A 20,568-nucleotide genomic window follows, 5' to 3' on the forward strand; every position below is an offset into this window, starting at 1 on the left:
GCGCGCCTGTTACGCACCGATCGGTGCGTGTCGCCTTCCCTACCGTGATGATCCATCCGACCGCTGGGGGAGAGGTATCAGACAGATGCGCATCGGGATCCTGGGAACCGGAACATTGGCGACGGCCCTGGGCGGGGGCTGGGCACGCGCCGGACATGAGGTGGCGATCGGCGGACGGTCGCAGGTCAAGGCGGAGAGGATCGCCGAGCGGCTGGGCCACGAAGCGCTCGCTGTCGCACCGCGTGAGGCGGTCACCGGGCGCGATGCGGTACTCCTCGCCGTGTCCTGGGACGGTGTCGAAGAGATGCTGGAAATGGTGGGCGCATCCGACGGCGTACTCGAAGGGACACCGCTGATCGATCCCACGAACGCCGTGACGCATGGCGTCGGCACTCTGCTCACCGAACAGGGCGAGGCGATGGCGGAGCGGATCGCCGGACTCGCTCCGGGCGCCCGGGTCGTGAAGGCGTTTCATCTCTTCCCCGCCGACCAGTGGACGAGCGGGCCCAGGGGTGGCCAGTCCCGTGTGACGGTGGCGATGTGCGGCGACGATGCGGCAGCCCTGCACGTCGTCGCTGAACTGGTCCGTGACGTCGGCGGAGTCCCGGCGACTCTGGGGACGCTGGATCGCTCCCGCCAGTTGGAGGAGGTCGCGGGTTTCGTCATCGGCTTGGCCTTCGCAGGCTTCGACCCTGGCTCCGCCGTCCCGCACGTCCCGTCGAACGGCGGGCTCGCCGGCTCACACGGGTAAGCGTTCACAGGGGTCAGCCCGCGTCGAGGCTTGGTCAGTGCTGAGCGACGCTGCCGTTCCTGTGCTCAGGGCGGCGGGTCCACAGGGATACGTCACTGCTCGTCGCTACGGCGATGGTCTCGCCGGAAGGAGAGAAGCCGAAGGCTCGAAGTTCCGAGTAGGTGGAGTGAAAGATGTGCCACCACGTCTCTCCGTGCCGACCGGCGTGGGGGAGTCCGCCGTCGACCGAGAGCAGCACACGATCGTTGGGCCAGGCCGGGGTGACGGCCTCCAGGGTCCAGCCGTCCTCGGTCGTGGTGTGCAGCCCTCCGCCGAAGAGCCCTGCGATGCCTACGCGGTTGCCGGCGATCGGCCCCAGTCCGGGGCACGTCAGATCGGCGACCGCGTCGGGGGTGCTGTCCTCGGGGGCGGGGTCGCGGTCCCTGGCGATCTTCTCGCCCGTGACGGCGTCGAAGAGCCCGTGACCGTCGTGCGAGACGACCATGACCAGGTCATGGCCGCTCTCGGGATGCGACGCGAAACCGATGCCGAGCAGTCCACCGACAGCAACTCCGTATGCGGAGTCGAAGACGGGCCGCCAGGGCGGGGGCGCGGGAACGACAGGTGCAGCGAGCAGTCGGTCTCGTAGTGCCCGCTGGGAGGCGGAGAGTTCCGGTTCGCTGACGGTTTGCTCCACCGGAACCGCCCTCTTGGTCTGCTTCTTCACGTCCCCATGGTCTCGCTCCAGGCAGCTACCGCCCGAACCTGCCGGGCCGTGCCAGGAACGGATACACACGACAGAGCTACGCCGATCGCGGTCTGCACCGGTCGAGCCGCACCGTCGGATCTTTCTTCGACAGTGACGATTGAGACCTGACGCCCGGTCGCACGGCGGCTACGCGGGGACGCGGCTGGGGGTGGCGGTGGGGGTTGCGAGCAGGGCGCGCAGCGGGGCGGTGTCGGGCGTGTCGGCCACGGCCGCGTCGATGGCGTCGTCCATGCCCTTCTCCCACGACTCGGGGAGAATCAGTCCGGGCTGCCCCGACCAGGCGATGTCGGGCTTGGCGTGACCGGACTCAGCGAGGCGCAGGTGGACCATGCCCGCGAGCCCGTCGAAGATCCTCGGCCGAATGAAATTGCGGGCGGACGCCCCGAACAGTCGCGCTGCCTGATCGGGCTTGGGCATGCGGTCGGCGACCTCCATCCACAGCAGACCGCGGTCGAACGCGTCGAGTATCTCCTCCAAGGTGGGCAAGAGGTCGTCGGCCCCCTCGCCGGCCGTGGCATCTTGGCGTCGGGTCACCGTGTCGCCTGCGTCGTGCGCCGAGGAACGAAGCGCCCTGGCCACGGCGACCCGCAGCGGCCGGGACCAGCCCTCGGCGTCGGTGATCGCACGGGCCATGGCGAGGTCGTCCCAACTCATGCGCCGTAGCCCCGCCGAATCCGGCGACAGCGTGCACGCCTCCAGCGCGGCGAACACCCGGTCCGGGTCGCGCAGCAGGCTGAGCCCGACCGTCTCATCGGCCGACTGACCCGGTCTGTCATCGGCAGGCAGCTTGTCGATCAGGGCGATTCGTTCGGCCATCGGGGGGTGGGAGTCGTACTTGTGCGGCCGGGGCGGCCGATGACCGGCGGAGAGCGCGTCCAGCCGCTCTCCGGTTCGGGCGGCAAGCAGCCGACGAAAGCCGCCGTGCACCTCGCCGACGGGCGGCAGCACGCCCAGCGAACCACCTATCGCGGCGTATGTCTCCAGGTAGTGGGCGTAGGCACCGTCGAGCACAGGAATGGTGCGCAGCGCAGCAGCCGTCGCCTCGCGGCCGGCGTACCGGACCGCCATCCGGTCCGCGGCGAGTTCCTGGTGGCGAGCGACGGACTGCGTGGTCCGCAGATACATCCGGGCGTAGCCGACGTACAGGGCACCGATCGCCTGGTGCAGCTGGGTGCTGCCTTGCTGGAATGCCTCCACGGTGTGCATCAGTGCTTCGCGGCCGCGCATCGTGAGGCCCCCGAGCCGTGTGTCGAGGTTGCCGTAGTGCCCGAACTCGTGGGCGAGGACGGCGCGCAACTGCGGGACGGTCAGCCCGGCGAGCAGCGGCAGGCCCAGGAACATACGGCGTCGTCCGTGCCGCAATCCCAGCAGGCGGCTCTGTTCGGTGACAGCCGCGTTGACCTCAGCGACGAGGTAGAGCTCGTCCGGCGGCCGCTGCCCCGTCGCTTCGGCAGCGGCTTGTACCTGTTCCCACAGCTCGGGCTGCTCCTTGGGCGTGACCGCCACCGCGTGGGGAACGGGCCTCGAACGGCCGGCCCGCAGAAAGACGAAGAAGCCACGCAGAATCGCCGCCGCCAGCAGGACGGTGACGGTCAGAACCGCGCCCTCGACCCAGGCAGCCCGTGCGGTGACCAGCCGGGTCAGCACCAGCCAGTCGAGTGCCGCCATGGCCGACAGCAGAACCACGCCGATGAGGAAGAAGCCGAGCAGCAGGGCGAACGCGCGGACAGCGCGCAACCGAAACGTCATCGAGAAATCCCCCACCCACATGGCTGACGGGCCCGAACAGGCCAGTCGCGCTCGCGGATACTACCCGCAGGCCGCAGACCACCGGCACGGCCTGGAACCGAGAAGAACCGACGCCATGTTCACAGCCCTTTTGCCCGACGGAGTGGAGCTGCCCTGCGCTTTAAAACCCACCTATCTCCCAAGTGAACGATCTACTGTGCTACTTGATGCATCGCGCCGGGGCCGAGGGCTCGTGTTCCGGAATCAAACGGGTGGAGAAACAGTGGTTCGCCAATCAGGTGTCGGCCTTACCGTTGCCATGCTCATGACCTCGTTGGCGATCGCCGGATGCGGAACCGGGCAGGGCTCTGGGACCGATGCCGCACCGGAGCGGACAGGGACGTCCGGTGTACAGGCCAAGCCGTTGAGCGAGGCGGACCTGGAGCGGGCGACGATCACAGGCGCAGATCTCGGCGGCTACGAAGTGGAACGGGCCCTTGCTGCCACCTTTGCGTCCCGCAAGACGGCGGACCCCGCGGAATGCGCGCCTGTCATGCAGGCGGTGGGCGGCAGCAGTGGTTTCGCGGCGACAGCGCGCATCGCCCGGAGCATCTTTCCGAAGGAGAACGGCCCCAGTGCGCAGATGACCCTTTCGTCGCACAGCCCGGGAGATGCCGAGCAGGTGATCGACGCGCTGCGGACAACCGCCGAGCGGTGCAAGACCTTCAAGGACATCCAGACGGACTTCGACTACGACACGGTCCAACTCCGGCCCGACCCGGGCTACGGCGATGAATCCGTGTCCCTCCGGCTCACACAGCTGGCGTCGTTCGAGGGCGAGGAGCCGGTCCGGGTGCCCTACGCGGTGGTGGCTGTCCGACAAGGGGCCACGGTCGCCATGTTCACGAATTTCAACCGCCCCAACGGGCCGAACGACAAGGCCCCGGCCGACGTACCGAAAGCGATCATCAAGGCACAGCTGAACAAGCTCAGCAAGCTGGTGTCTGCCAAGTGACGAGGATGGGTCTTCCGCTGAGGAGCGGAGCCCGCGCCCTGCCGCCGGACCGATGTGACTCCGACCAAGAGGGAGTTCCATCCTCGACCCTGATCTCTTGGCGGCCCCGGGTCCGGATCCTCCTCGTGCGCCAAGGTCGTCCAGCGGCTGCCTCCGGGGTGCACCTCGGGCCGCCGTGACAGGAGTTCGGCACCGCCCCGCTCCCAGGACCAGGCCACCGTGATGACGTAGACGTCGGTGTCTCCGAAGAGTTCGTCCAGCAGCGCGGGAGGCTGTGAAAGCGCACCGTGTGCTGCCATGCCCCATGGCCAGCGGGACGGACTGTCAGCCGCGCAGGTGGTCAAGCAGTTCGTCTTCAATGGGATACGCGCGTTCCTGGGGCAGCGCGCGGGCGGCGGAGTCCAAGTCCCCGCTGTGCACCAGGGCTTGGATCTCGTGAGCGAGTGGGGTTACGTCGCGGATGGCGACCGTCCATTCGTCCGCGTAGCGTCGTACGGCCTCACCGGAGAGGCCGAGTTGCAGGGATCGGTAGGGCAACGGCTGCAGATGCAGGTCCCGCTCGGGGTCCCACTGCACGCGAGCGGGTGAGCGCTTCAACTGCCGCTGCCAGGTGGCCCGGTCGGGGTGTACTCCGCGCACATAGCTCGACAGAGTCGCGTGGCGCAGCGCCCACTCGAAGCCGTCACGCCTGATCTCGACGGCGAGGACAGTCTCCTGCCCTTCTTTGGCGCCCCAGCCACAGCGGTACATCATCCACAGGAACGACGGCTTGATCCACGTCATCCGGTCGCGCTTCCACAAAGCGGGGAAACGGCCCTCCTGGGCGGCGGGCAGGCCGATCTCAGGGGCGTAGGCCTGGTAGACGGTGATCGTGGAGGCCGTGTGCAGCGCTCGGATCCTGTGCCGTGGTTCGTTCATGACGTACAGGGTGTGGTCTCTTGATCTCCGACGGCCATTCGTTTTCCCACCAGGCTCCTCACTTGGTAGCCGACCGAGGGGGCTTGGGAGTTCAGGCGAGGGGCCATTTCAATGGCACCGTGACTATGGAGCAGTTGGATCCTATGAGAACCATTGCCGGGCGGGTCTCACTCAACGACGTCATCGCGAAGCTGGCTGGGCGCCGGCCGGTCTTCCATTCCGAAGCCGACCTTCAGCACAGTTTCGCCCGAGTCCTGTGGGAGCTGGCGCCGGACGTGGACTCGCGACTCGAGGTGCCGCAGCGAGAGTCGGGCAGGACCGAGTACCTGGACCTCGAGTGCCTCGGGGCTGAGGGGCGCACCGCGATCGAGTTCAAGTACTTCACCCGAAGCTGGACGGGAAAGGCCGGCTCTCCGGTCGAGGACTACGCCCTGAAGGCACATGGCGCCACCGACCTCGCCCGTCTGCACTTCGTTCGGGACATAGCGAGGCTGGAACGCTTCTGTCATCGGTCTGGTCGGAACGGCCTCGCCTTCATGCTGTCCAACGAGCCGTCCTTGTGGACGCCGCCGAACTCCGGTCGCCGACGTACTCGAGATCATGACTTCCGGATTCACCAAGGACGGGAACTCGCGGGGACGTTGCTGTGGGCCGAGGGGAGTTACCAACCGAACACTTGCACTCTGCGAGGTGCCTATCCCCTCGCGTGGGAGACGTACTCAGCGCAGAGCGGAGTGGGCGGAGAGTTCCGGTACCTGGCGGTGTACGTCGGTTCAGCGGCGCGCGGAGCCCACGACGCCCCGAATGCATGACCTCGACGTTCGCCGAACACGGCTGTCGGCAAGGGGTCAGTCGTCGGCGGGAGCCGGAACGAGCCGGGTCGGGCACGATGCGCCCCAGTCGACCTCGAACGAGTCACTCAGCTTGACCCCCGTCCCACCGATCCCGCAGTACCCCGCCGGATTCTTGTCGAGGTACTGCTGGTGTCATTCCTCGATCGGTCAGTGAGCGGTCCTTCGCGCGGTCTTCAGAGGCCGGCCGGGTTGCTGGGCAGCCAGGCGCGGTGATCGTCGCGCAGTCGGGTGCGTTGTTCGGGGCTTGCCGCGATGACGTCTGCGCCGCCGTCGTAGGGATGGTGCACGCGGCTGAGTCCGCTGTCCGTGATGATCACTCCGCTGAGCTCGTCGTCCGCAACCTCTCGGAGGATCTCATCGACCGCGCCTGGTCGCCAGGGGCGGCGGTCGGCGTAGAAGTGCGTGTAGCTGTGTAGTTCGGGGTCTGGGTCGTCGTCGTGGGCCAACGTCGTCCAAAGGCTGCCTTCGGGGTGTACTTCGGGCCGTCGTGACGGGAGTTCAGCTCCGTCCGGTTCCCAGGACCAGGCCACGGTCACGACGTAGACGTCGGTGCCTTCGAAGAGTTCGTTCAGGAGCGTGTTGTACCGGTGGAGGACGATGGTGTACTCATCCTCGGTCTCCGGGTAGCGCTTGGAGCCCGGGAGACTGTGGAAGCGCACCCAGCGGTCGCTGTAAGCAGTGCGGAGTTCGTGCGCGATGGGAGGCCCTTTCGGGAACTGCTGCTGCCACAGCGCGGACAGACGGTCTCCGTCGAAGTCGCTGCTCATCCCTCGGCCGGCGCCAGTCCGATCGGGCACGACACCCCCGTCCCGTCCAGCCCGCAGTACCCGTCCGGGTTTTTACTGCCCGAAAGGTACTGCTGGTGGTACCCCTCCGCCGGATAGAAAGGGCGGCCCTCGGCCGGGAGGATCTCCGTCGTGATCGTGCGGTGGCCCGAGTAGGTGAGGACCTGTTGGTAGGCGGCTCGGGAGGAGACGGCCAGCGCTGCCTGCTCGGGAGTGTGGGTGTGGATCGCCGAGCGGTACTGCGTGCCCACGTCATTGCCCTGGCGGAAGCCCTGCGTGGGGTTGTGGGACTCCCAGAAGGTCTTCAGGAGGCGCTCGTAGGAGATCAGGGCAGGGTCGTACACCACCCGGACCACCTCCGCGTGGCCCGTGAGACCCGAGCAGACCTCCTCGTACGTGGGGTTCTCGGTGTGCCCGCCCTGGTAGCCGACCAGTGTCGTCCAGACGCCCACCGGGAGCCGCCAGAACGTGCGTTCCGCGCCCCAGAAGCACCCCATGCCGAAGTCGGCCACCCCATAGCCCTCCGGGTACGGGCCCAGCAGCGGGGTGCCGAGCACCGTGTGCCGGTCCGGCACCGTGAACACCGGCTCGGAGCGGCCCTTCAACGCCTGCTCGGGCGTGGGCAGAACGGGCGTACGGCCGAACAGCATGACGCGGGCTCCTTCGTGAGCGAATGCGGACGGGGCACGGAAGCGAGGAGCCCCCGCCTGCGGGGACTTGGGGCGTCGGCCGGGTCGCGGGTGGTCGCCATAACGCGGGGCGGTGGCCACCACAACGTTTCCGTACCGGTCCGCATTCCTACGACCGTCAGCTCGCCCCCGGCCCCCCGCCCCCCGCCGAAGCCCCGACTTCCTCCCCGCACCCCGCACCCCGAACCCGCAGCGCCAACCAACCCCCTCAGCCAGACACCCCCTCGCCCCCACCCCCGCCCACATTCCCCAGACTCAGATCCCGCATCCGGCAGAACTCGCCCGCCGGATCACCCCGATACCGCCACGGCAGCGCGTCCACGTACCCGTCGACCAGGCGGAACTGCTCCACCGCCGCCTCGTCACGGTCCTGGAGGCACAGGTAGTAAGCCAGCAGGTGCCGTACCTCCGCCAGACGCGGATGGTCCGGGTCCGCCGCCGCCACGTCCGCGAGCACCGCGTCGACCAGGGCCCGCATCTCAGGCGTGCGGTCGGCGTCCGTCGTGTCCGACTCGTCGTGCTCGAAGTGTGCGATCAGCGGGAAGACCGTCATCAGGCTGCCCGCCGGGGCCTCCGCCGCGGCCTCGGCCGCGAAGTCCCGGGCCAGTTTCTCCGAGCCGCGCCACTTGGCACACCAGTACTGGAGGGCCATGAAGTGCGCCTCGTAGTGGTGCGGATCGCGGTCGGTGAGCTCCTTCCAGATGCGTTCCATCTCGATGTGCGGGTCACCGAGCCCCAGCGCGGTCGAGATCAGTCCGACGTACGGCACCGGGTCGCCCTCGACGCCCACCGAGATCGCCCGGGCGTGGTGCTCGCGGGACTGCTCCATGACCCGCCGGAAACCCTGGAACTGCTCGGCGGTCGTGTACTTCGCCTGCTTCGACCCCCGGATCTTCCCCGCCAGCGCCACCGTGCTGCGCGCCCGCACCAGGGCCGCCCCCGGGTCGTCGGGGCGCGCGCTCTCCCAGGCCAGCAGCCAGGTGTCGTCGTCGGCGGCGGCGTCCGCGAGCCACGAGCTGTGGAAGGACCGGTTCTCCCAGTCCCGCGCGGTGGCCGTCGCCTCCAGCAGATCCGCGGCCGGCTGCCAGTCGCCGCTCTTGGCAGCGGCGACGGCGGAGGTGAGCGCGGCCGGTACCGGCGCCGCGGAGTCCCCGTTCTGCTCCTCCGGCGGCTTCATCTTGAGCGCGGCGGCCGCGGCCGGCAGCTCGTACGGCCGGTCGGCGTCCCCCTCCGACCCGTCGTCCGCTCCGCGCCAGCCCTCGATCGCGCCCTGCACGATCGCCTTGAGGAAGTACAGGCCCAGGGCGAGCAACGGCACCCCGATGACACCCAGAACGATCCAGAGGATGATCACACCGCACCTCGCTCGGACTCGCGGGATTCACCGTGCTCGCGAGAGCCGGCACGGGGTTCACCGTGCTCGCGAGAGCCACCGTGCTCGCCCTGCCCGCCGGGCTCCCGCCCGAGCAACTCCCGCAGCGCCCCCGTGTCCGGCGCGTCGGCCACCGTCGGTGCCACCACCTCGTCGAGATCCGTCTCGCCGCCGTCCGCGCCCCGCGGCAGCCGCGGGATCGCCGACCGCTCCCAGGAGAACTCCCAGCGCAGCAGCCCGCGCGCGTTCAGTTCGGCCATCACCATGCTCTTCAGCGACTTGTGCAGGATCGGCCGTACGAACTCACGGAACACCCGCCCCTGGGCCGCGGCCGCCTCGTCGGACATCGGCAGCCGCTTCGCCAGCTGCCACAGCCGGCCGTCCTCGATCAGGTCGAGCAGCACGGGCAGCGTCGGCTGCTCGCCGGTGTACTCGGCGTACGCCCGGTGCAGCGGCGTCGTGCCGGCCCGGTACGACTTGGCCATCACCAGGTCGAGCAGCTCCTGCCAGTCGGCGGTACGGCGGAACCCCCGCACCTCCTCCGTCAGCACCGCGTCCTCCAGCTCCGTGAGCGTCCGCCGCGGGTCGGTGAGGAGGTCGAGGGCGGCGCCCCGGGCCTCGTCCGCCCGCCCGTCGTCGGGCAGTTCCTCGATCCGGCGGACCCGGTCGGCGATCGGCGGATGCGAGTCGTACGGCGATGTCGGCCCCGTCGGCAGATCGCCGCGCATCTCGACCAGCTCCAGGCTGCGGCCGCTCAGCATCCTGCCGAATCCGCCGAACATCTCACCGCGCGGCGGCAGGATCTCCTGGTCGGTGCCGAGGGTGGCGTAGCACCGCATGTAGAAGTCGAACGAGCCGTCCAGCACCGGGATCTCGCGCAACGCCGAGGCGGTCGCGTCCCGTCCGGCGATGCGGGCGGCCGCGATGTCGGCGGCGTACTCCTGGCGGCGGGAGACGGAGAGCGTGGCGCGGAAGTACAGCTTGGCGTAGCCGACGTAGATCTTCGCCATGGTGCGGTACGTGATGCCCGCGTGGCCGGTGTCGACCTCCTTGGCCTGCTTGCCCTTCGCCTCGGCCTTGGCGTTCTTCTTCTCCTGCTTGGCCTGCTCGCGCGCGGCCGTGTTGTCGGCACGCTGCTCGAAGTGCCTGATGGTGCGCAGCACTTGGGTACGGCCGCGCACGGTCAGGGCGGCGAGCCGGGTGTCGGAGTTCGAGTAGTGGCCCAGCTCATGGGCGAGGACCGCCCGCAACTGCGCCTGCGACAGCCCCTGAAGCAGCGGTACGCCTAGGTAGAGGCGGCGCGGTCCCGGCCGTAGCCCCAGCAGTCGGGCGTCCTCGGCGACGGCGGCGTTGACATCGGCGGTCAGGACGATCCGGGACGGGGCGGCGGTGCCGACCTCGTCGGCCAACTCCCTCACCGTCCGCCACAGTCCGGGCTCATCGGCCTCGGTGACGGGCAGGCCCGCCATCTCCTCGTCCCGCGGCGTGCGCAGCATGAACAGGCCGCGCACCAGCGGGATCGCCAGCAGCACGGAGACGATGATCAACTTGCCCGCGAGGCTGGTCGGGGCGTGCAGGAACAGCAGGTAGTCGGCGCCGGCCAGCACGGCCAGCAGCAGGACGCCGAGCAGATAGAAGCCGGCGAGCAGCAGAAGAGCGCGCAGCGCACGCAGAGTCGTGCCCATTGGGCAGAGGTCCCCCCACAGGACGGATCGGTCCCCCCACGGGACGGATCAAAGGATCACGGAACGACCTGGCGGCCGACGGGCACGTAAGACGTGCTCATGACCAACAGGGTGTGAGCGCGGAGTATGGCCGACCGGCCCGCCATCAGGCAAGACGCGCCCGCAGGAGGGCCCTGGCCCGGCTGGGATCACGGCTGGACCTACGGCGTCACTGCGCGAGTGTCGCCGGACTGCCGCCGTTCGCCTCGTACCCCGCCACCGCCAGGGCCCGGTATATCGCGAACTCCGCGGCCGGGTCGGCCGACAGGGTCCAGGGCAGCGCGCCGACATGGCCGTCGATGTGCACGAGCTGGCTCATCGCCTCCGCCCAGCGCTCGCTCCGCACCAGGAAGAACACCAGCAGGTGCCGCACATGGGCAAGCATCGGGTCGTCCGCGCGGGCCGAGTGCACCGCGTGCAGCGCGCCGTGGATCGCCTTGGTGACGACCTCGCTCTGGTAGAAGCCGCTGACCAGGTTCACCTCCGGCAGGTGCTCGAAGACCGCGAACAGCGGCATCGCGGCCAGCAGCGAGCCGTGCGGCGCCCGGGCGGCCGCCGCCTCCGCGAAGGTGTACGCCAGCTCCCGCGAGCCGTGCCACTTCTCGCACCAGTAGTGCAGCGCGGCCAGATGCGCGCCCATGTGGTTCGGCGCGCGGTCCAGGATCTTCAGCCACAGCTGCTCGAACTCCGCCTGGGAATAGGCCAGTCCGCGCGCGACGGAGAGCTCCACGATGTACGGCACCGGATCGCCGGGAGCCAGCAGCGCCGCCTCGCCGCAGGCCGCCTTCGCCTCCTCCATGATGATCCGGAACTCGTCGGTGCCCGGCGTCGACGTGCGCCACGCCTGCTGCACCAGGAACTCCGCGTGAACGGCCGCGCCGCCCGCGTCCTTGGGCTGCTCGGCCCGCCACACCCGCAGCCACTGCCCGCCCGGCGCCTCACTCACCCCGCCCGGCCGCTGCCGCAACTCCAGTGAGGCGGCCCCGGCGAAAGCCTGCACGCGCTGCCAGCGCGGCTCGCCCTCCCGCTCGGTGCCGGCCAGCAGCTGGGAGGCCGCCTTGTAGTCCTGGGTGCGCTGCACCAGGTCCAGGACGTCCAGCAGGTCCTGGTCGGGGCCGGGCATGCGGATGTCCAGCTCCTCCTGCCGCATGAAGCCGTAGTCCGCCGGGTCCGCGGCGTCCGGGTGGCCCGCCGGGACCAGCTCGATGCCGCCTCGCCTGCGCCGCAGGAACGGGAGCAGCACGAAGCCCAGCAGGACCGCCGCCATCAGGACCCAGAGAATCTCCATGCCTCAAGAGTTCCAGACGCCACCGACAATTGCCCAACCCGGTCGGCGCCCTGTGGAAAACTCCCCGCACCTGCCCGAAGACCTGGGGAAAACCCTGCCGTCCGACGGTCTAGGACCGCGGTGTCCGTCATCCGGCTCCCGAGCGGACTACCCTCGGGGCCCATGAGCGACAGGCACATCAGTCAGCACTTCGAGACCCTCGCGATCCACGCGGGCAACACCGCGGACCCCCTCACCGGTGCGGTGGTCCCCCCGATCTACCAGGTCTCGACCTACAAGCAGGACGGCGTCGGCGGTCTGCGCGGCGGCTACGAGTACAGCCGTAGCGCCAACCCGACCCGCACCGCCCTGGAGGAGAACCTCGCCGCCCTCGAAGGCGGCCGCCGGGGCCTCGCGTTCGCGTCCGGACTGGCGGCCGAGGACTGCCTGCTGCGCACGCTGCTCAGCCCCGGCGACCACGTGGTCATCCCCAACGACGCGTACGGCGGCACCTTCCGGCTGTTCGCGAAGGTCGTCGCCCGCTGGGGCGTCGAGTGGTCGGTCGCCGACACCAGCGACCCGGCCGCCGTACGGGCCGCGATCACCCCGAAGACCAAGGCCGTGTGGGTGGAGACCCCCTCCAACCCGCTGCTCGGCATCAGCGACATCGCCGCCCTCGCCCAGGTCTCCCGGGACGCGGGCGCGAAGCTCGTCGTCGACAACACCTTCGCCACGCCCTACCTCCAGCAGCCGCTGTCGCTCGGCGCCGACGTCGTCGTGCACTCCCTGACCAAGTACATGGGCGGCCACTCCGACGTCGTGGGCGGTGCGCTGATCGCCGCCGACGAGACGCTCGGCGAGGAGCTGGCGTACCACCAGAACGCGATGGGCGCGGTCGCCGGGCCCTTCGACTCCTGGCTGGTGCTGCGCGGCGCCAAGACGCTGTCGGTGCGCATGGACCGGCACAGCGAGAACGCCACCAAGGTCGCCGACATGCTCACCCGCCACGCGCGCGTGACCAAGGTGCTCTACCCGGGCCTCGAGGACCACCCCGGCCACGAGGTCGCCGCCAAGCAGATGCGTTCCTTCGGCGGCATGGTCTCCTTCCGCGTGGAGGGCGGCGAGGAAGCGGCCGTCGAGGTCTGCAACCGCGCGAAGATCTTCACGCTGGGCGAGTCCCTGGGCGGTGTCGAGTCGCTGATCGAGCACCCCGGCCGGATGACGCACGCGTCCGTCGCGGGCTCCGCCCTCGAGGTGCCCGCCGACCTCGTGCGCCTGTCCGTGGGCATCGAGAACGTCGACGACCTGCTGGAGGACCTCCAGCAGGCGCTGACCAAGTAGGCCGGGCCCGGACTCACCAGCCCGTCATCGGTGGAGTCGTCGTGGACGGCGGCTCCACCCACGGGCGCGCGGTCAGCGCCCACACCGCGAACGCCACACTCGCCGCGAACAGCGCCAGCCACATCAGCCGGCGCGCCAGGACCCGGCGCCGCAGCATGCGCGTCCCACGCCGTACGACGTCCCCGTACAGGTCCGCCGGCACCTGCGGCGACGCCCGCTCCATGAGCTGCCGCACGGCCGCCTCACGCTGGCTCCGGTTCACGTGTGCCTCCCCGGGCCCCCCGGAGGTCTCATGAGCGGGTGTCTCATGACGCGGCCACCTTCGCCTTCGCGCCCACCACCGCCGACGCGGTCCGGCGCGGGGGGTGCAGGAGGCTCGCCGTCGCCCGGTCGCAGATCGTGCGGACGCGTTCCGTGGGCAGGCCGAGCAGGGCCGCCGCCTGCTGCTCGGCGACGCCCTCGTAGAGGCGCAGCACCACGATCAGACGCTCCTGCGGGGCCAGCCGGGCCAGCGGGCTGGTGGGGTGCGGGCGGCCGCGGAGCAGCAGGCCGTGGCGGCGCCAGGCCCCGTGCGCGAAGCGCAGCGCCAGGTACTGGCGGGCCCGGTCGTAGGGGTCCTCGCCGCGCAGCCGGTCCCAGCACGCGTACGTGTGGGCGAGCGCCAGCGTCAGCAGGCGCCGCGCGCGCGGGTTGTCGTCCGGGGCCTCCGCCGTCAGGAGCGTGGCGGTGTGCAGCAGCCGCCCGGACGCGCCCGCGACGAACGCCTCGAACTCTCGGGCCCGACGCGTGCCCTGGACCACCTGCCGTTGCCGCACCGCACCTCCCGCCGCCCGCGGACGGTCGTACGACGGCTTCGCACGACCACGAGAACCCGGTCTCGAAGGCCCCCCGGTCTCATATGAGGCCCGGCGCGCCCGTCCGGTCAAGAGGTGGGGCGACACACGCGTGTGCGGGCGGCTAGGAGGACTGTGCGTCCGGCCCCGGGACGCCCTGGGCGGCCATCCGGGAGGAGAGCGCCGTGTTGAAGCGCGTGAGGAGCGTGCAGAACGCCTCGCGCTCCTCGGGCGCCCAGTCGTGTGTCAGCTCGGCCATCAACTGACGCCGGGAGGAACGCACTTCCTCCAGCCGGGACTGCCCGCGCGGGGACAGCTGGAGCACCACCGCGCGCCCGTCCTCGGGGTGCGAGGTGCGCTTGACCAGCCCGGTGTCGACGAGCGGGGCCACCTGGCGGGTGACGGTCGACGAGTCGATCCCCATGCTCGCCGCGAGCGCCTTGACGCCCATCGGGCCCTCCTTGTCGAGCCGGTTGAGCAGCAGGTACGCGGCACGGTCCATGGAATTGCGCACCTGCCCCACCCCGCCGAGCCGGGTCTGTTCGGCACGACGGGCGAAGACCGCCACCTCGTGCTGGAGCGTGTCGAGGAGACCGGTGTCACCGACGGTCGTCATGTCCATCGACATTTCAGGTGTTGTGGGCATGGCCGGAGGCTCACTTCATGAAGGGGGAGCTGAATTGGGGGACAGAGTACGCGGCCGGGAGGCGAGCCGTACCAGCGCTGCGCAAACCCGTCTCGGACGTTGGTCACAGCGCGAGTCCGCGCGTGTGAACTGCGAGACTTGAGTCATGAACTACCGCAAGGCCCGCCCCGTGCCGCCGGTGACGCTCGACGACGTGCGCGGCGCGCAGAAGATGCTGTCGGGCGTGGCGCGGACGACCGCGATGGAGGGCAGCCGCCATCTGAGTCAGCTGGTGGGCGCGCCGGTGCACTTCAAGTGCGAGAACCTCCAGCGCACGGGGTCCTTCAAACTGCGCGGCGCCTACGTCCGCATCGCCGGGCTGCTGCCCGAGGAGCGGGCCGCGGGTGTCGTGGCCGCGAGCGCCGGCAACCACGCGCAGGGCGTCGCCCTGGCCTCCACCCTGCTCGGCGTGCGCTCCACGGTGTTCATGCCGAAGGGTGCCCCGCTGCCGAAGATCAGCGCGACCAGGGACTACGGCGCCGAGGTGCGCCTGCACGGCCAGGTGGTCGACGAGACGCTGGCCGCCGCCCAGGAGTACGCGGCCGAGACGGGCGCGGTGTTCATCCACCCCTTCGACCACCCCGACGTCATCGCGGGCCAGGGCACGGTCGGCCTGGAGATCCTGGAGCAGTGCCCCGAGGTGCGCACGATCGTCCTCGGCATCGGCGGCGGCGGACTCGCGGCCGGGGTCGCGATCGCCGTGAAGGCCCTGCGGCCCGACGTGCGGATCGTGGGCGTGCAGGCGGCGGGCGCGGCCGCGTATCCGCCCTCGCTGGCGGCCGGGCGCCCGGTGTCGATCGAGAACCCGGCGACGATGGCCGACGGCATGAAGGTCGGACGGCCCGGTGACGTGCCGTTCGGGATCGTGGACGACCTCGTGGACGAGGTCCGCACGGTGACGGAGGACGAGCTGTCCGCCGCGCTCCTGCTGTGTCTGGAGCGGGCCAAGCTGGTGGTCGAGCCGGCCGGGGCGAGCCCGGTCGCGGCCCTGCTGAGCGACCCGGGCGCCTTCGAGGGACCGGTCGTCGCCCTGCTGTCCGGCGGCAACGTCGATCCGGTGCTGCTCCAGCGCGTCCTGCGCCACGGCATGGCCGCGCAGGGCCGCTACCTGGCCGTACGACTCCGCCTCACGGACCGGCCCGGTGCCCTCGCGACGCTTCTCGGGGTGTTGTCAGTGGTCGACGCTAATGTCCTCGACGTAAGCCACGTCCGGACCGATCCACGGCTCGGGCTCGCGGAGGCGGAGGTCGAGCTGCACCTGGAGACGAAGGGGCCGGAGCACTGCGCCGAGGTCGGCCGCGCCCTGCGCGAAGCGGGCTACACCGTCATCGACTGAGGTCACGGACTCGGGTTCACTCGTTCGGTTAAGTCCATTGAGAGACGCGATACATCGCGTTATGGTGTGTGTGGAAAACGGAAGGCGGAGGACGTCGCGCCTACCTAGGCTTTCCCAACAATCCCCGACGACGTGGAGACTCATATGCCAGGCGCCATCTACGCCGAAGGCCTGGTCAAGACCTTCGGCGACGTAAAGGCTCTGGACGGCGTCGACCTCGATGTCCCGGAGGGCACCGTCCTGGGCCTCCTCGGACCGAACGGCGCGGGCAAGACGACAACCGTCCGCTGTCTGACCACCCTGCTCAAACCCGACAGCGGCCGCGCGGTCGTCGCGGGCATCGACGTGCTCAAGCAACCCGACGCGGTCCGCCGCTCCATCGGCCTCTCCGGCCAGTTCGCCGCGGTCGACGAATACCTCACCGGCCGCGAGAACCTCCAGATGGTCGGCCAGCTGTACCAGATGAAGGCCAAGCAGGCGAAGGTCCGCGCCATCGAGCTGCTGGAGCAGTTCGACCTCGCCGACGCGGCCGACCGCCCCACCAAGACCTACTCCGGCGGCATGCGCCGCCGCCTCGACCTCGCCGCCGCCCTGGTCGTCTCCCCGCCCGTGATGTTCATGGACGAGCCGACGACAGGCCTCGACCCACGCAACCGCCAGATGCTGTGGGAGGTCATCAAACAGCTGGTCTCCGGCGGTACGACCCTCCTGCTGACCACCCAGTACCTGGAAGAGGCCGACCACCTCGCCCACGACGTCGCCGTCGTGGACCACGGCCGGGTCATCGCCCGGGGCACCTCCGACCAGCTCAAGGCCCGCACCGGCGGCGAGCGCGTCGAGGTCGTCGTGCACGAGCGCGAGCACATCCAGACCGCCATGGAGGTGCTGCGCGGCTTCGGCAAGGGGGAGACCACCGTCGAGGACCACATGCGCAAGCTCACCGTCCCCGTGAGCGGCGGCGCGAAGCTGCTCGCCGAGGTCATCCGCGAGCTCGACACCCGCGGCATCGAGATCGACGACATCGGACTGCGCAGACCCACCCTCGACGACGTCTTCCTGTCCCTGACGGGACATGTGGCCGAGGCCAAGGACGAGGAGAGCGACGAGAAGGAGACCGCCAAGTGAGCGCCGTCAGTGATTCCCTGGTGATCACCCGCAGGAATCTGATCCGCATGAGCCGGATTCCCGAGATGATCATCTTCGGCCTGGTCCAGCCGATCATGTTCGTGGTGCTGTTCACCTACGTCTTCGGCGGCTCGATCCAGGTCGGCTCGTCCACCTCCACCCAGGCCTACCGCGAGTTCCTGATGGCCGGCATCTTCGCCCAGACCGTCACCTTCGCCACGGCGGGCGCGGGCGCCGGCATCGCCGACGACATGCACAAGGGCCTCATCGACCGCTTCCGCTCCCTGCCCATGACCCGGGGCGCGGTACTGACCGGCCGGACCATCGCCGACCTGGCCCAGACGGCGCTCACCCTCGTCGTCCTGGCGATCGTCGCGGTGATCGTCGGCTGGCGTACCCACGAGAACTTCGGCAAGGTGCTCGCCGGATTCGGTCTGCTCCTGCTGCTCGGATACGCGTTCTCCTGGATCGGCGCCCTCATCGGCCTGTCCGTGCGCACCCCAGAGGCGGCGACCTCAGGTGGTCTGATCTGGCTGTTTCCGCTGACGTTCATCTCGAACGCCTTCGTGGACGCCAACCAGATGCCCACGTTCCTGAGACACATCGCGGAGTGGAACCCGTTCAGCGCCACCGTGCAGGCGTGCCGTGAGCTGTTCGGCAACCTCCCGCCGGGCTTCCAGGCCTCCGACGCCTGGCCCATGCAGCACCCGGTGTGGGCCTCGCTGATCTGGTCGGTCCTGATCATCCTGGTCTTCCGCACCCTGGCCGTCCGCAAGTACCGCCGGGCACACGGCTGAGCACATGACGCGGTCCCCGGCGCCGTGGCGGGCGCCGGGGACCGGTCCAGGGCGGGCAGGCGGCCGGGTCAGCCGCTGTAGGGCTCGGCCTTGAGGATGGTGACGGAGGCCTTCTTGCCGTTCGGCAGTTCGTACTCCGCGTCCTCACCGACCTTGTGGCCGATCACGCCGGAGCCGAGCGGGGACTGCGGCGAGTAGGTCTCGACGTCCGCGCTCGCGTACTCGCGGGAGGCGAGCAGGAAGGTCATGGTGTCGTCCTCGTCACCGTCGAAGGCGATGGTCACGACCATGCCGGGTGCCACGGTGCCGTCCGCGGACGCCGGAGCCTCGCCGACCTTGGCCTTCTCCAGGAGCTGGGTCAGCTGGCGGATGCGGAGCTCCTGCTTGCCCTGCTCTTCCTTGGCCGCGTGGTACCCGCCGTTCTCGCGCAGGTCGCCCTCCTCGCGCGCGGCCGCGATCTTCGCGGTGACTTCCTCGCGCGCGGGACCAGACAGGTACGCCAGCTCTTCCTTGAGCTTGGTGTACGCCTCCTGCGTAAGCCAGGTGACGTCTTCGCTGGTCTGGGTCACAGGTGCTCCTCGTAGGTACTGGGAATACAAAGCATCGCCCTACCCAGAAGAATGTTCCTTCACGGAAGGGCGAAACCACGAGCCTAACAATTCAGGAGCCGAAGGGGGAGGACATAAGCCATCAGAAATACGTCGGCGCAGCTCAGCGGCTCCCGGCCGAGGGTGACGCCGGTGGTGGGGCGGGTGGTGACGTCAGTCGGCGTGACAGCCCAGCAGCTCGGCCGTGGTCCCGGGGGCCGTCGTACGGAGGGTGACGAGCTTGTCGATGCGGGTGGCCTCGCCGCCGAAGCGGAAGTCGGCCCGGCCCACCTCGGAGCCGTCCGCCGCCTGGGAGCGGACCGTGCAGTAGCCGGAGGTGCCGGAGTCCTTGCGGACCTCCAGATGCACCTCCACCGCGGACTTCTTCGCGTCGAAGGCGATCACCTCGCCGCTGATCTTGTTCTGGCCGACGTAGTGATAGGCGAAGTAACCGATCAGCACGAGCAGGAGGGTGCCGAGCACGGCACCGGCGATCCTGAGCTTGTGGTCGGCGCGCTCGTCCGAGGAACGGCCGTAGCGGCCCTCGGGCAGCTGGGTGCTCGCCGTACTCATGATCGTCTCCTGGTAAACCGAGACCGTGGAATGAAAAGCCCCCCGATTCGGTCACTATAGAAGCCGCCGTTCGCACCCGAAGACACCGGGGGCGCCGACTTACGAGGATTGAGTCTTGACTGACCAGCTGCGACTGATGGCCGTGCACGCCCACCCCGACGACGAGTCGAGCAAGGGCGCGGCCACCATGGCGAAGTACGTGTCCGAGGGGGTGGACGTGCTGGTCGTGACCTGCACGGGCGGGGAGCGCGGCTCCATCCTCAACCCGAAGCTCCAGGGCGACAAGTACATCGAGGAGCACATCCACGAGGTACGCAAGAAGGAGATGGACGAGGCCCGCGAGATCCTCGGCGTCAAGCAGGAGTGGCTCGGCTTCGTCGACTCCGGCCTGCCCGAGGGCGACCCGCTGCCGCCGCTGCCCGAGGGCTGCTTCGCGCTGGAGGACGTCGACAAGGCGGCCGGCGAGCTGGTGAAGCAGATCCGCGCCTTCCGTCCCCAGGTGATCACCACCTACGACGAGAACGGCGGCTACCCGCACCCCGACCACATCATGACCCACAAGATCTCGATGGTGGCGTTCGAGGGCGCGGCGGACACCGAGAAGTTCCCGGAGGCCGAGTTCGGCCCGGCCTACCAGCCGCAGAAGCTGTACTACAACCAGGGCTTCAACCGCCCCCGCACCGAGGCGCTGCACAACGCGCTGCTCGAGCGGGGCATGGAGTCGCCGTACGGGGACTGGCTCAAGCGCTGGGACGACTCGCCGATGCGCGACCGCACCCTGACCACGCACATCCCGTGCGCCGAGTTCTACGAGATCCGCGACAAGGCCCTGATCGCGCACGCCACCCAGATCGACCCCGACGGCGGCTGGTTCAAGGTCCCGCTGGAGATCCAGAAGGAGGTCTGGCCGACGGAGGAGTACGAGCTCGCGAAGTCCCTCGTCGATACCTCCCTCCCCGAGGACGACCTCTTTGCGGGCATCCGCGACAATGCCTGACATGAGCGCAAGCGCAAGCCTGGCAATGACGCACGTCGTGACCTTCGCCCAGGAGGTCGACGAGGACAAGGTCACCCCCGGCGTCCTCGGCTTCATCGTCTTCGCGGCGATGGCCCTGGCGGTGTGGGCCCTGATGAAGTCCATGAGCAAGCACATGAACAAGGTCGACTTCAAGGAGACCCCGGACGACGCCGCCTCCGGCGACGGCACGTCCGAGAAGGAGACCGCCGCCCAGGGCACGGCCGGCCGGAGCACCACCGAGGGTTCGTCCGGCAAGCCCGCACCCGGCAAGGGCTGACCGCACGACCGGCGGCGGGAGGGTCACATACGCCCCCTCCCGCCGGCGGTCGCACGCGGCCGTCGAACGCCGAGCGACCGGTGCCCGAGGACCCGCGCCCTCGGATCAGACAGGCAGCGGATGCCGTAGCCCGCACGCAGAGGGC

The 20,568-nt window shown here is 69.7% G+C and carries 22 protein-coding genes and 1 pseudogene; 9 read left to right on the top strand and 14 right to left on the bottom strand.

Annotation, left to right across the window (positions count from 1 at the left end):
• Positions 1-85 precede the first annotated feature (85 nt).
• Positions 86-751 carry an NADPH-dependent F420 reductase gene (locus AC2XR2_RS28435; protein ID WP_491516648.1) on the top strand — a complete coding sequence of 222 codons (666 nt, stop codon included), beginning with the start codon at positions 86-88 and terminating at the stop codon, positions 749-751.
• A 34-nt stretch (positions 752-785) separates the two neighbouring features.
• On the opposite strand, the gene AC2XR2_RS28440 is transcribed toward AC2XR2_RS28435, so the two are convergent.
• Together AC2XR2_RS28440 and AC2XR2_RS28445 are read right to left on the bottom strand one after the other, a co-directional pair.
• Positions 786-1,457 carry a hypothetical protein gene (locus AC2XR2_RS28440; protein ID WP_491516649.1) on the bottom strand — a complete coding sequence of 224 codons (672 nt, stop codon included), beginning with the start codon at positions 1,455-1,457 and terminating at the stop codon, positions 786-788.
• A gap of 168 nt (positions 1,458-1,625) precedes the next feature.
• The gene (locus tag AC2XR2_RS28445; RefSeq protein ID WP_491516650.1) at positions 1,626-3,248 is read right to left on the bottom strand and encodes a M48 family metallopeptidase; all 1,623 of its coding nucleotides are present in this window, start codon (positions 3,246-3,248) and stop codon (positions 1,626-1,628) included.
• A gap of 298 nt (positions 3,249-3,546) precedes the next feature.
• Here AC2XR2_RS28445 and AC2XR2_RS28450 point away from each other — a divergent pair, with 298 nt between their 5' ends.
• Positions 3,547-4,242: a hypothetical protein gene (locus AC2XR2_RS28450; RefSeq protein WP_491516651.1), complete on the top strand. Its 696-nt coding sequence runs from the start codon at positions 3,547-3,549 to the stop codon at positions 4,240-4,242.
• A gap of 324 nt (positions 4,243-4,566) precedes the next feature.
• Here the strand turns inward: AC2XR2_RS28450 and AC2XR2_RS28455 are convergent, their stop codons facing one another.
• The gene (locus AC2XR2_RS28455; RefSeq protein WP_491516652.1) at positions 4,567-5,160 is read right to left on the bottom strand and encodes a DUF4291 domain-containing protein; all 594 of its coding nucleotides are present in this window, start codon (positions 5,158-5,160) and stop codon (positions 4,567-4,569) included.
• Between the two features lie 143 nt (positions 5,161-5,303).
• Between AC2XR2_RS28455 and AC2XR2_RS28460 the strand changes: the two genes are divergently transcribed.
• Positions 5,304-5,972, top strand: coding sequence for a hypothetical protein (locus AC2XR2_RS28460; RefSeq protein ID WP_491516653.1), 669 nt, complete (start codon positions 5,304-5,306; stop codon positions 5,970-5,972).
• 36 nt (positions 5,973-6,008) lie between these two features.
• Here the strand turns inward: AC2XR2_RS28460 and AC2XR2_RS28465 are convergent.
• The 6 genes and pseudogenes from AC2XR2_RS28465 to AC2XR2_RS28490 form a co-directional block, all read right to left on the bottom strand.
• Positions 6,009-6,146: pseudogene (locus AC2XR2_RS28465) on the bottom strand (peptide-methionine (S)-S-oxide reductase MsrA); the annotation flags it as partial.
• Between the two features lie 41 nt (positions 6,147-6,187).
• Positions 6,188-6,781 carry a DUF3885 domain-containing protein gene (locus AC2XR2_RS28470; RefSeq protein ID WP_491516654.1) on the bottom strand — a complete coding sequence of 198 codons (594 nt, stop codon included), beginning with the start codon at positions 6,779-6,781 and terminating at the stop codon, positions 6,188-6,190.
• Positions 6,778-7,449: a peptide-methionine (S)-S-oxide reductase MsrA gene (gene msrA / locus AC2XR2_RS28475; RefSeq protein WP_491516655.1), complete on the bottom strand. Its 672-nt coding sequence runs from the start codon at positions 7,447-7,449 to the stop codon at positions 6,778-6,780. The genes AC2XR2_RS28470 and msrA overlap by 4 nt, the downstream gene beginning before the upstream one ends.
• 247 nt (positions 7,450-7,696) lie before the next feature.
• Positions 7,697-8,842: a hypothetical protein gene (locus tag AC2XR2_RS28480; protein ID WP_491516656.1), complete on the bottom strand. Its 1,146-nt coding sequence runs from the start codon at positions 8,840-8,842 to the stop codon at positions 7,697-7,699.
• Complete coding sequence (locus AC2XR2_RS28485) at positions 8,839-10,545, bottom strand: M48 family metalloprotease (protein WP_491516657.1); 1,707 nt, start codon at positions 10,543-10,545, stop codon at positions 8,839-8,841. Before AC2XR2_RS28485 ends, AC2XR2_RS28480 begins: the two co-directional genes overlap by 4 nt.
• Positions 10,546-10,753: 208 nt before the next feature.
• Entirely contained in the window at positions 10,754-11,872 is a 1,119-nt protein-coding gene (locus AC2XR2_RS28490; protein ID WP_381298402.1) for a hypothetical protein, read from the bottom strand.
• 162 nt (positions 11,873-12,034) lie between these two features.
• Here AC2XR2_RS28490 and AC2XR2_RS28495 point away from each other — a divergent pair, with 162 nt between their 5' ends.
• Positions 12,035-13,192 carry a cystathionine gamma-synthase gene (locus AC2XR2_RS28495; protein WP_449351734.1) on the top strand — a complete coding sequence of 386 codons (1,158 nt, stop codon included), beginning with the start codon at positions 12,035-12,037 and terminating at the stop codon, positions 13,190-13,192.
• Positions 13,193-13,205: 13 nt separating this feature from the next.
• On the opposite strand, the gene AC2XR2_RS28500 is transcribed toward AC2XR2_RS28495, so the two are convergent.
• The 3 genes from AC2XR2_RS28500 to AC2XR2_RS28510 form a co-directional block, all read right to left on the bottom strand.
• Positions 13,206-13,454: a hypothetical protein gene (locus tag AC2XR2_RS28500; protein ID WP_381298406.1), complete on the bottom strand. Its 249-nt coding sequence runs from the start codon at positions 13,452-13,454 to the stop codon at positions 13,206-13,208.
• 43 nt (positions 13,455-13,497) lie between these two features.
• The gene (locus AC2XR2_RS28505; protein ID WP_381298407.1) at positions 13,498-14,007 is read right to left on the bottom strand and encodes a sigma factor-like helix-turn-helix DNA-binding protein; all 510 of its coding nucleotides are present in this window, start codon (positions 14,005-14,007) and stop codon (positions 13,498-13,500) included.
• Positions 14,008-14,149: 142 nt separating this feature from the next.
• Complete coding sequence (locus AC2XR2_RS28510; protein ID WP_491518520.1) at positions 14,150-14,653, bottom strand: MarR family winged helix-turn-helix transcriptional regulator; 504 nt, start codon at positions 14,651-14,653, stop codon at positions 14,150-14,152.
• 163 nt (positions 14,654-14,816) lie between these two features.
• Between AC2XR2_RS28510 and ilvA the strand changes: the two genes are divergently transcribed.
• The 3 genes from ilvA to AC2XR2_RS28525 all read left to right on the top strand — a co-directional run bounded on the left by ilvA (position 14,817) and on the right by AC2XR2_RS28525 (position 17,968).
• Positions 14,817-16,046 (top strand): threonine ammonia-lyase, encoded by a 1,230-nt coding sequence (gene ilvA, locus AC2XR2_RS28515; RefSeq protein ID WP_381298409.1) that lies wholly within the window; start codon positions 14,817-14,819, stop codon positions 16,044-16,046.
• Positions 16,047-16,190: 144 nt separating this feature from the next.
• Complete coding sequence (locus AC2XR2_RS28520; RefSeq protein ID WP_491516658.1) at positions 16,191-17,171, top strand: ATP-binding cassette domain-containing protein; 981 nt, start codon at positions 16,191-16,193, stop codon at positions 17,169-17,171.
• Entirely contained in the window at positions 17,168-17,968 is an 801-nt protein-coding gene (locus AC2XR2_RS28525; RefSeq protein WP_391191447.1) for an ABC transporter permease, read from the top strand. The genes AC2XR2_RS28520 and AC2XR2_RS28525 overlap by 4 nt, the downstream gene beginning before the upstream one ends.
• Positions 17,969-18,036: 68 nt before the next feature.
• On the opposite strand, the gene greA is transcribed toward AC2XR2_RS28525, so the two are convergent.
• The gene (greA, locus tag AC2XR2_RS28530; protein ID WP_330264744.1) at positions 18,037-18,537 is read right to left on the bottom strand and encodes a transcription elongation factor GreA; all 501 of its coding nucleotides are present in this window, start codon (positions 18,535-18,537) and stop codon (positions 18,037-18,039) included.
• A gap of 192 nt (positions 18,538-18,729) precedes the next feature.
• A complete protein-coding gene (locus AC2XR2_RS28535; RefSeq protein WP_491516659.1) occupies positions 18,730-19,128 on the bottom strand; it encodes a DUF4307 domain-containing protein in 399 nt (132 codons plus the stop codon).
• A gap of 136 nt (positions 19,129-19,264) precedes the next feature.
• Here AC2XR2_RS28535 and mca point away from each other — a divergent pair, with 136 nt between their 5' ends.
• Entirely contained in the window at positions 19,265-20,125 is an 861-nt protein-coding gene (gene mca / locus AC2XR2_RS28540; protein WP_330269621.1) for a mycothiol conjugate amidase Mca, read from the top strand.
• Positions 20,118-20,423 (top strand): hypothetical protein, encoded by a 306-nt coding sequence (locus AC2XR2_RS28545; protein WP_491516660.1) that lies wholly within the window; start codon positions 20,118-20,120, stop codon positions 20,421-20,423. Before mca ends, AC2XR2_RS28545 begins: the two co-directional genes overlap by 8 nt.
• Positions 20,424-20,568 lie beyond the last annotated feature (145 nt).

This window comes from Streptomyces sp. LS-MS-L19 (assembly GCF_058382285.1).

Bases quoted from the DNA above. Each gene is read 5' to 3' on its own strand.
- AC2XR2_RS28435 (WP_491516648.1), top strand. From the start codon at position 86: ATGCGCATCGGGATCCTGGGAACCGGAACATTGGCGACGGCCCTGGGC.
- AC2XR2_RS28445 (WP_491516650.1), bottom strand. From the start codon at position 3,248: ATGACGTTTCGGTTGCGCGCTGTCCGCGCGTTCGCCCTGCTGCTCGGC.
- AC2XR2_RS28450 (WP_491516651.1), top strand. From the start codon at position 3,547: ATGCTCATGACCTCGTTGGCGATCGCCGGATGCGGAACCGGGCAGGGC.
- AC2XR2_RS28455 (WP_491516652.1), bottom strand. From the start codon at position 5,160: ATGAACGAACCACGGCACAGGATCCGAGCGCTGCACACGGCCTCCACG.
- AC2XR2_RS28460 (WP_491516653.1), top strand. From the start codon at position 5,304: ATGAGAACCATTGCCGGGCGGGTCTCACTCAACGACGTCATCGCGAAG.
- AC2XR2_RS28470 (WP_491516654.1), bottom strand. From the start codon at position 6,781: ATGAGCAGCGACTTCGACGGAGACCGTCTGTCCGCGCTGTGGCAGCAG.
- msrA (WP_491516655.1), bottom strand. From the start codon at position 7,449: ATGCTGTTCGGCCGTACGCCCGTTCTGCCCACGCCCGAGCAGGCGTTG.
- AC2XR2_RS28485 (WP_491516657.1), bottom strand. From the start codon at position 10,545: ATGGGCACGACTCTGCGTGCGCTGCGCGCTCTTCTGCTGCTCGCCGGC.
- AC2XR2_RS28490 (WP_381298402.1), bottom strand. From the start codon at position 11,872: ATGGAGATTCTCTGGGTCCTGATGGCGGCGGTCCTGCTGGGCTTCGTG.
- AC2XR2_RS28495 (WP_449351734.1), top strand. From the start codon at position 12,035: ATGAGCGACAGGCACATCAGTCAGCACTTCGAGACCCTCGCGATCCAC.
- AC2XR2_RS28510 (WP_491518520.1), bottom strand. From the start codon at position 14,653: ATGTCGATGGACATGACGACCGTCGGTGACACCGGTCTCCTCGACACG.
- ilvA (WP_381298409.1), top strand. From the start codon at position 14,817: ATGAACTACCGCAAGGCCCGCCCCGTGCCGCCGGTGACGCTCGACGAC.
- AC2XR2_RS28520 (WP_491516658.1), top strand. From the start codon at position 16,191: ATGCCAGGCGCCATCTACGCCGAAGGCCTGGTCAAGACCTTCGGCGAC.
- AC2XR2_RS28535 (WP_491516659.1), bottom strand. From the start codon at position 19,128: ATGAGTACGGCGAGCACCCAGCTGCCCGAGGGCCGCTACGGCCGTTCC.
- mca (WP_330269621.1), top strand. From the start codon at position 19,265: ATGGCCGTGCACGCCCACCCCGACGACGAGTCGAGCAAGGGCGCGGCC.
- AC2XR2_RS28545 (WP_491516660.1), top strand. From the start codon at position 20,118: ATGCCTGACATGAGCGCAAGCGCAAGCCTGGCAATGACGCACGTCGTG.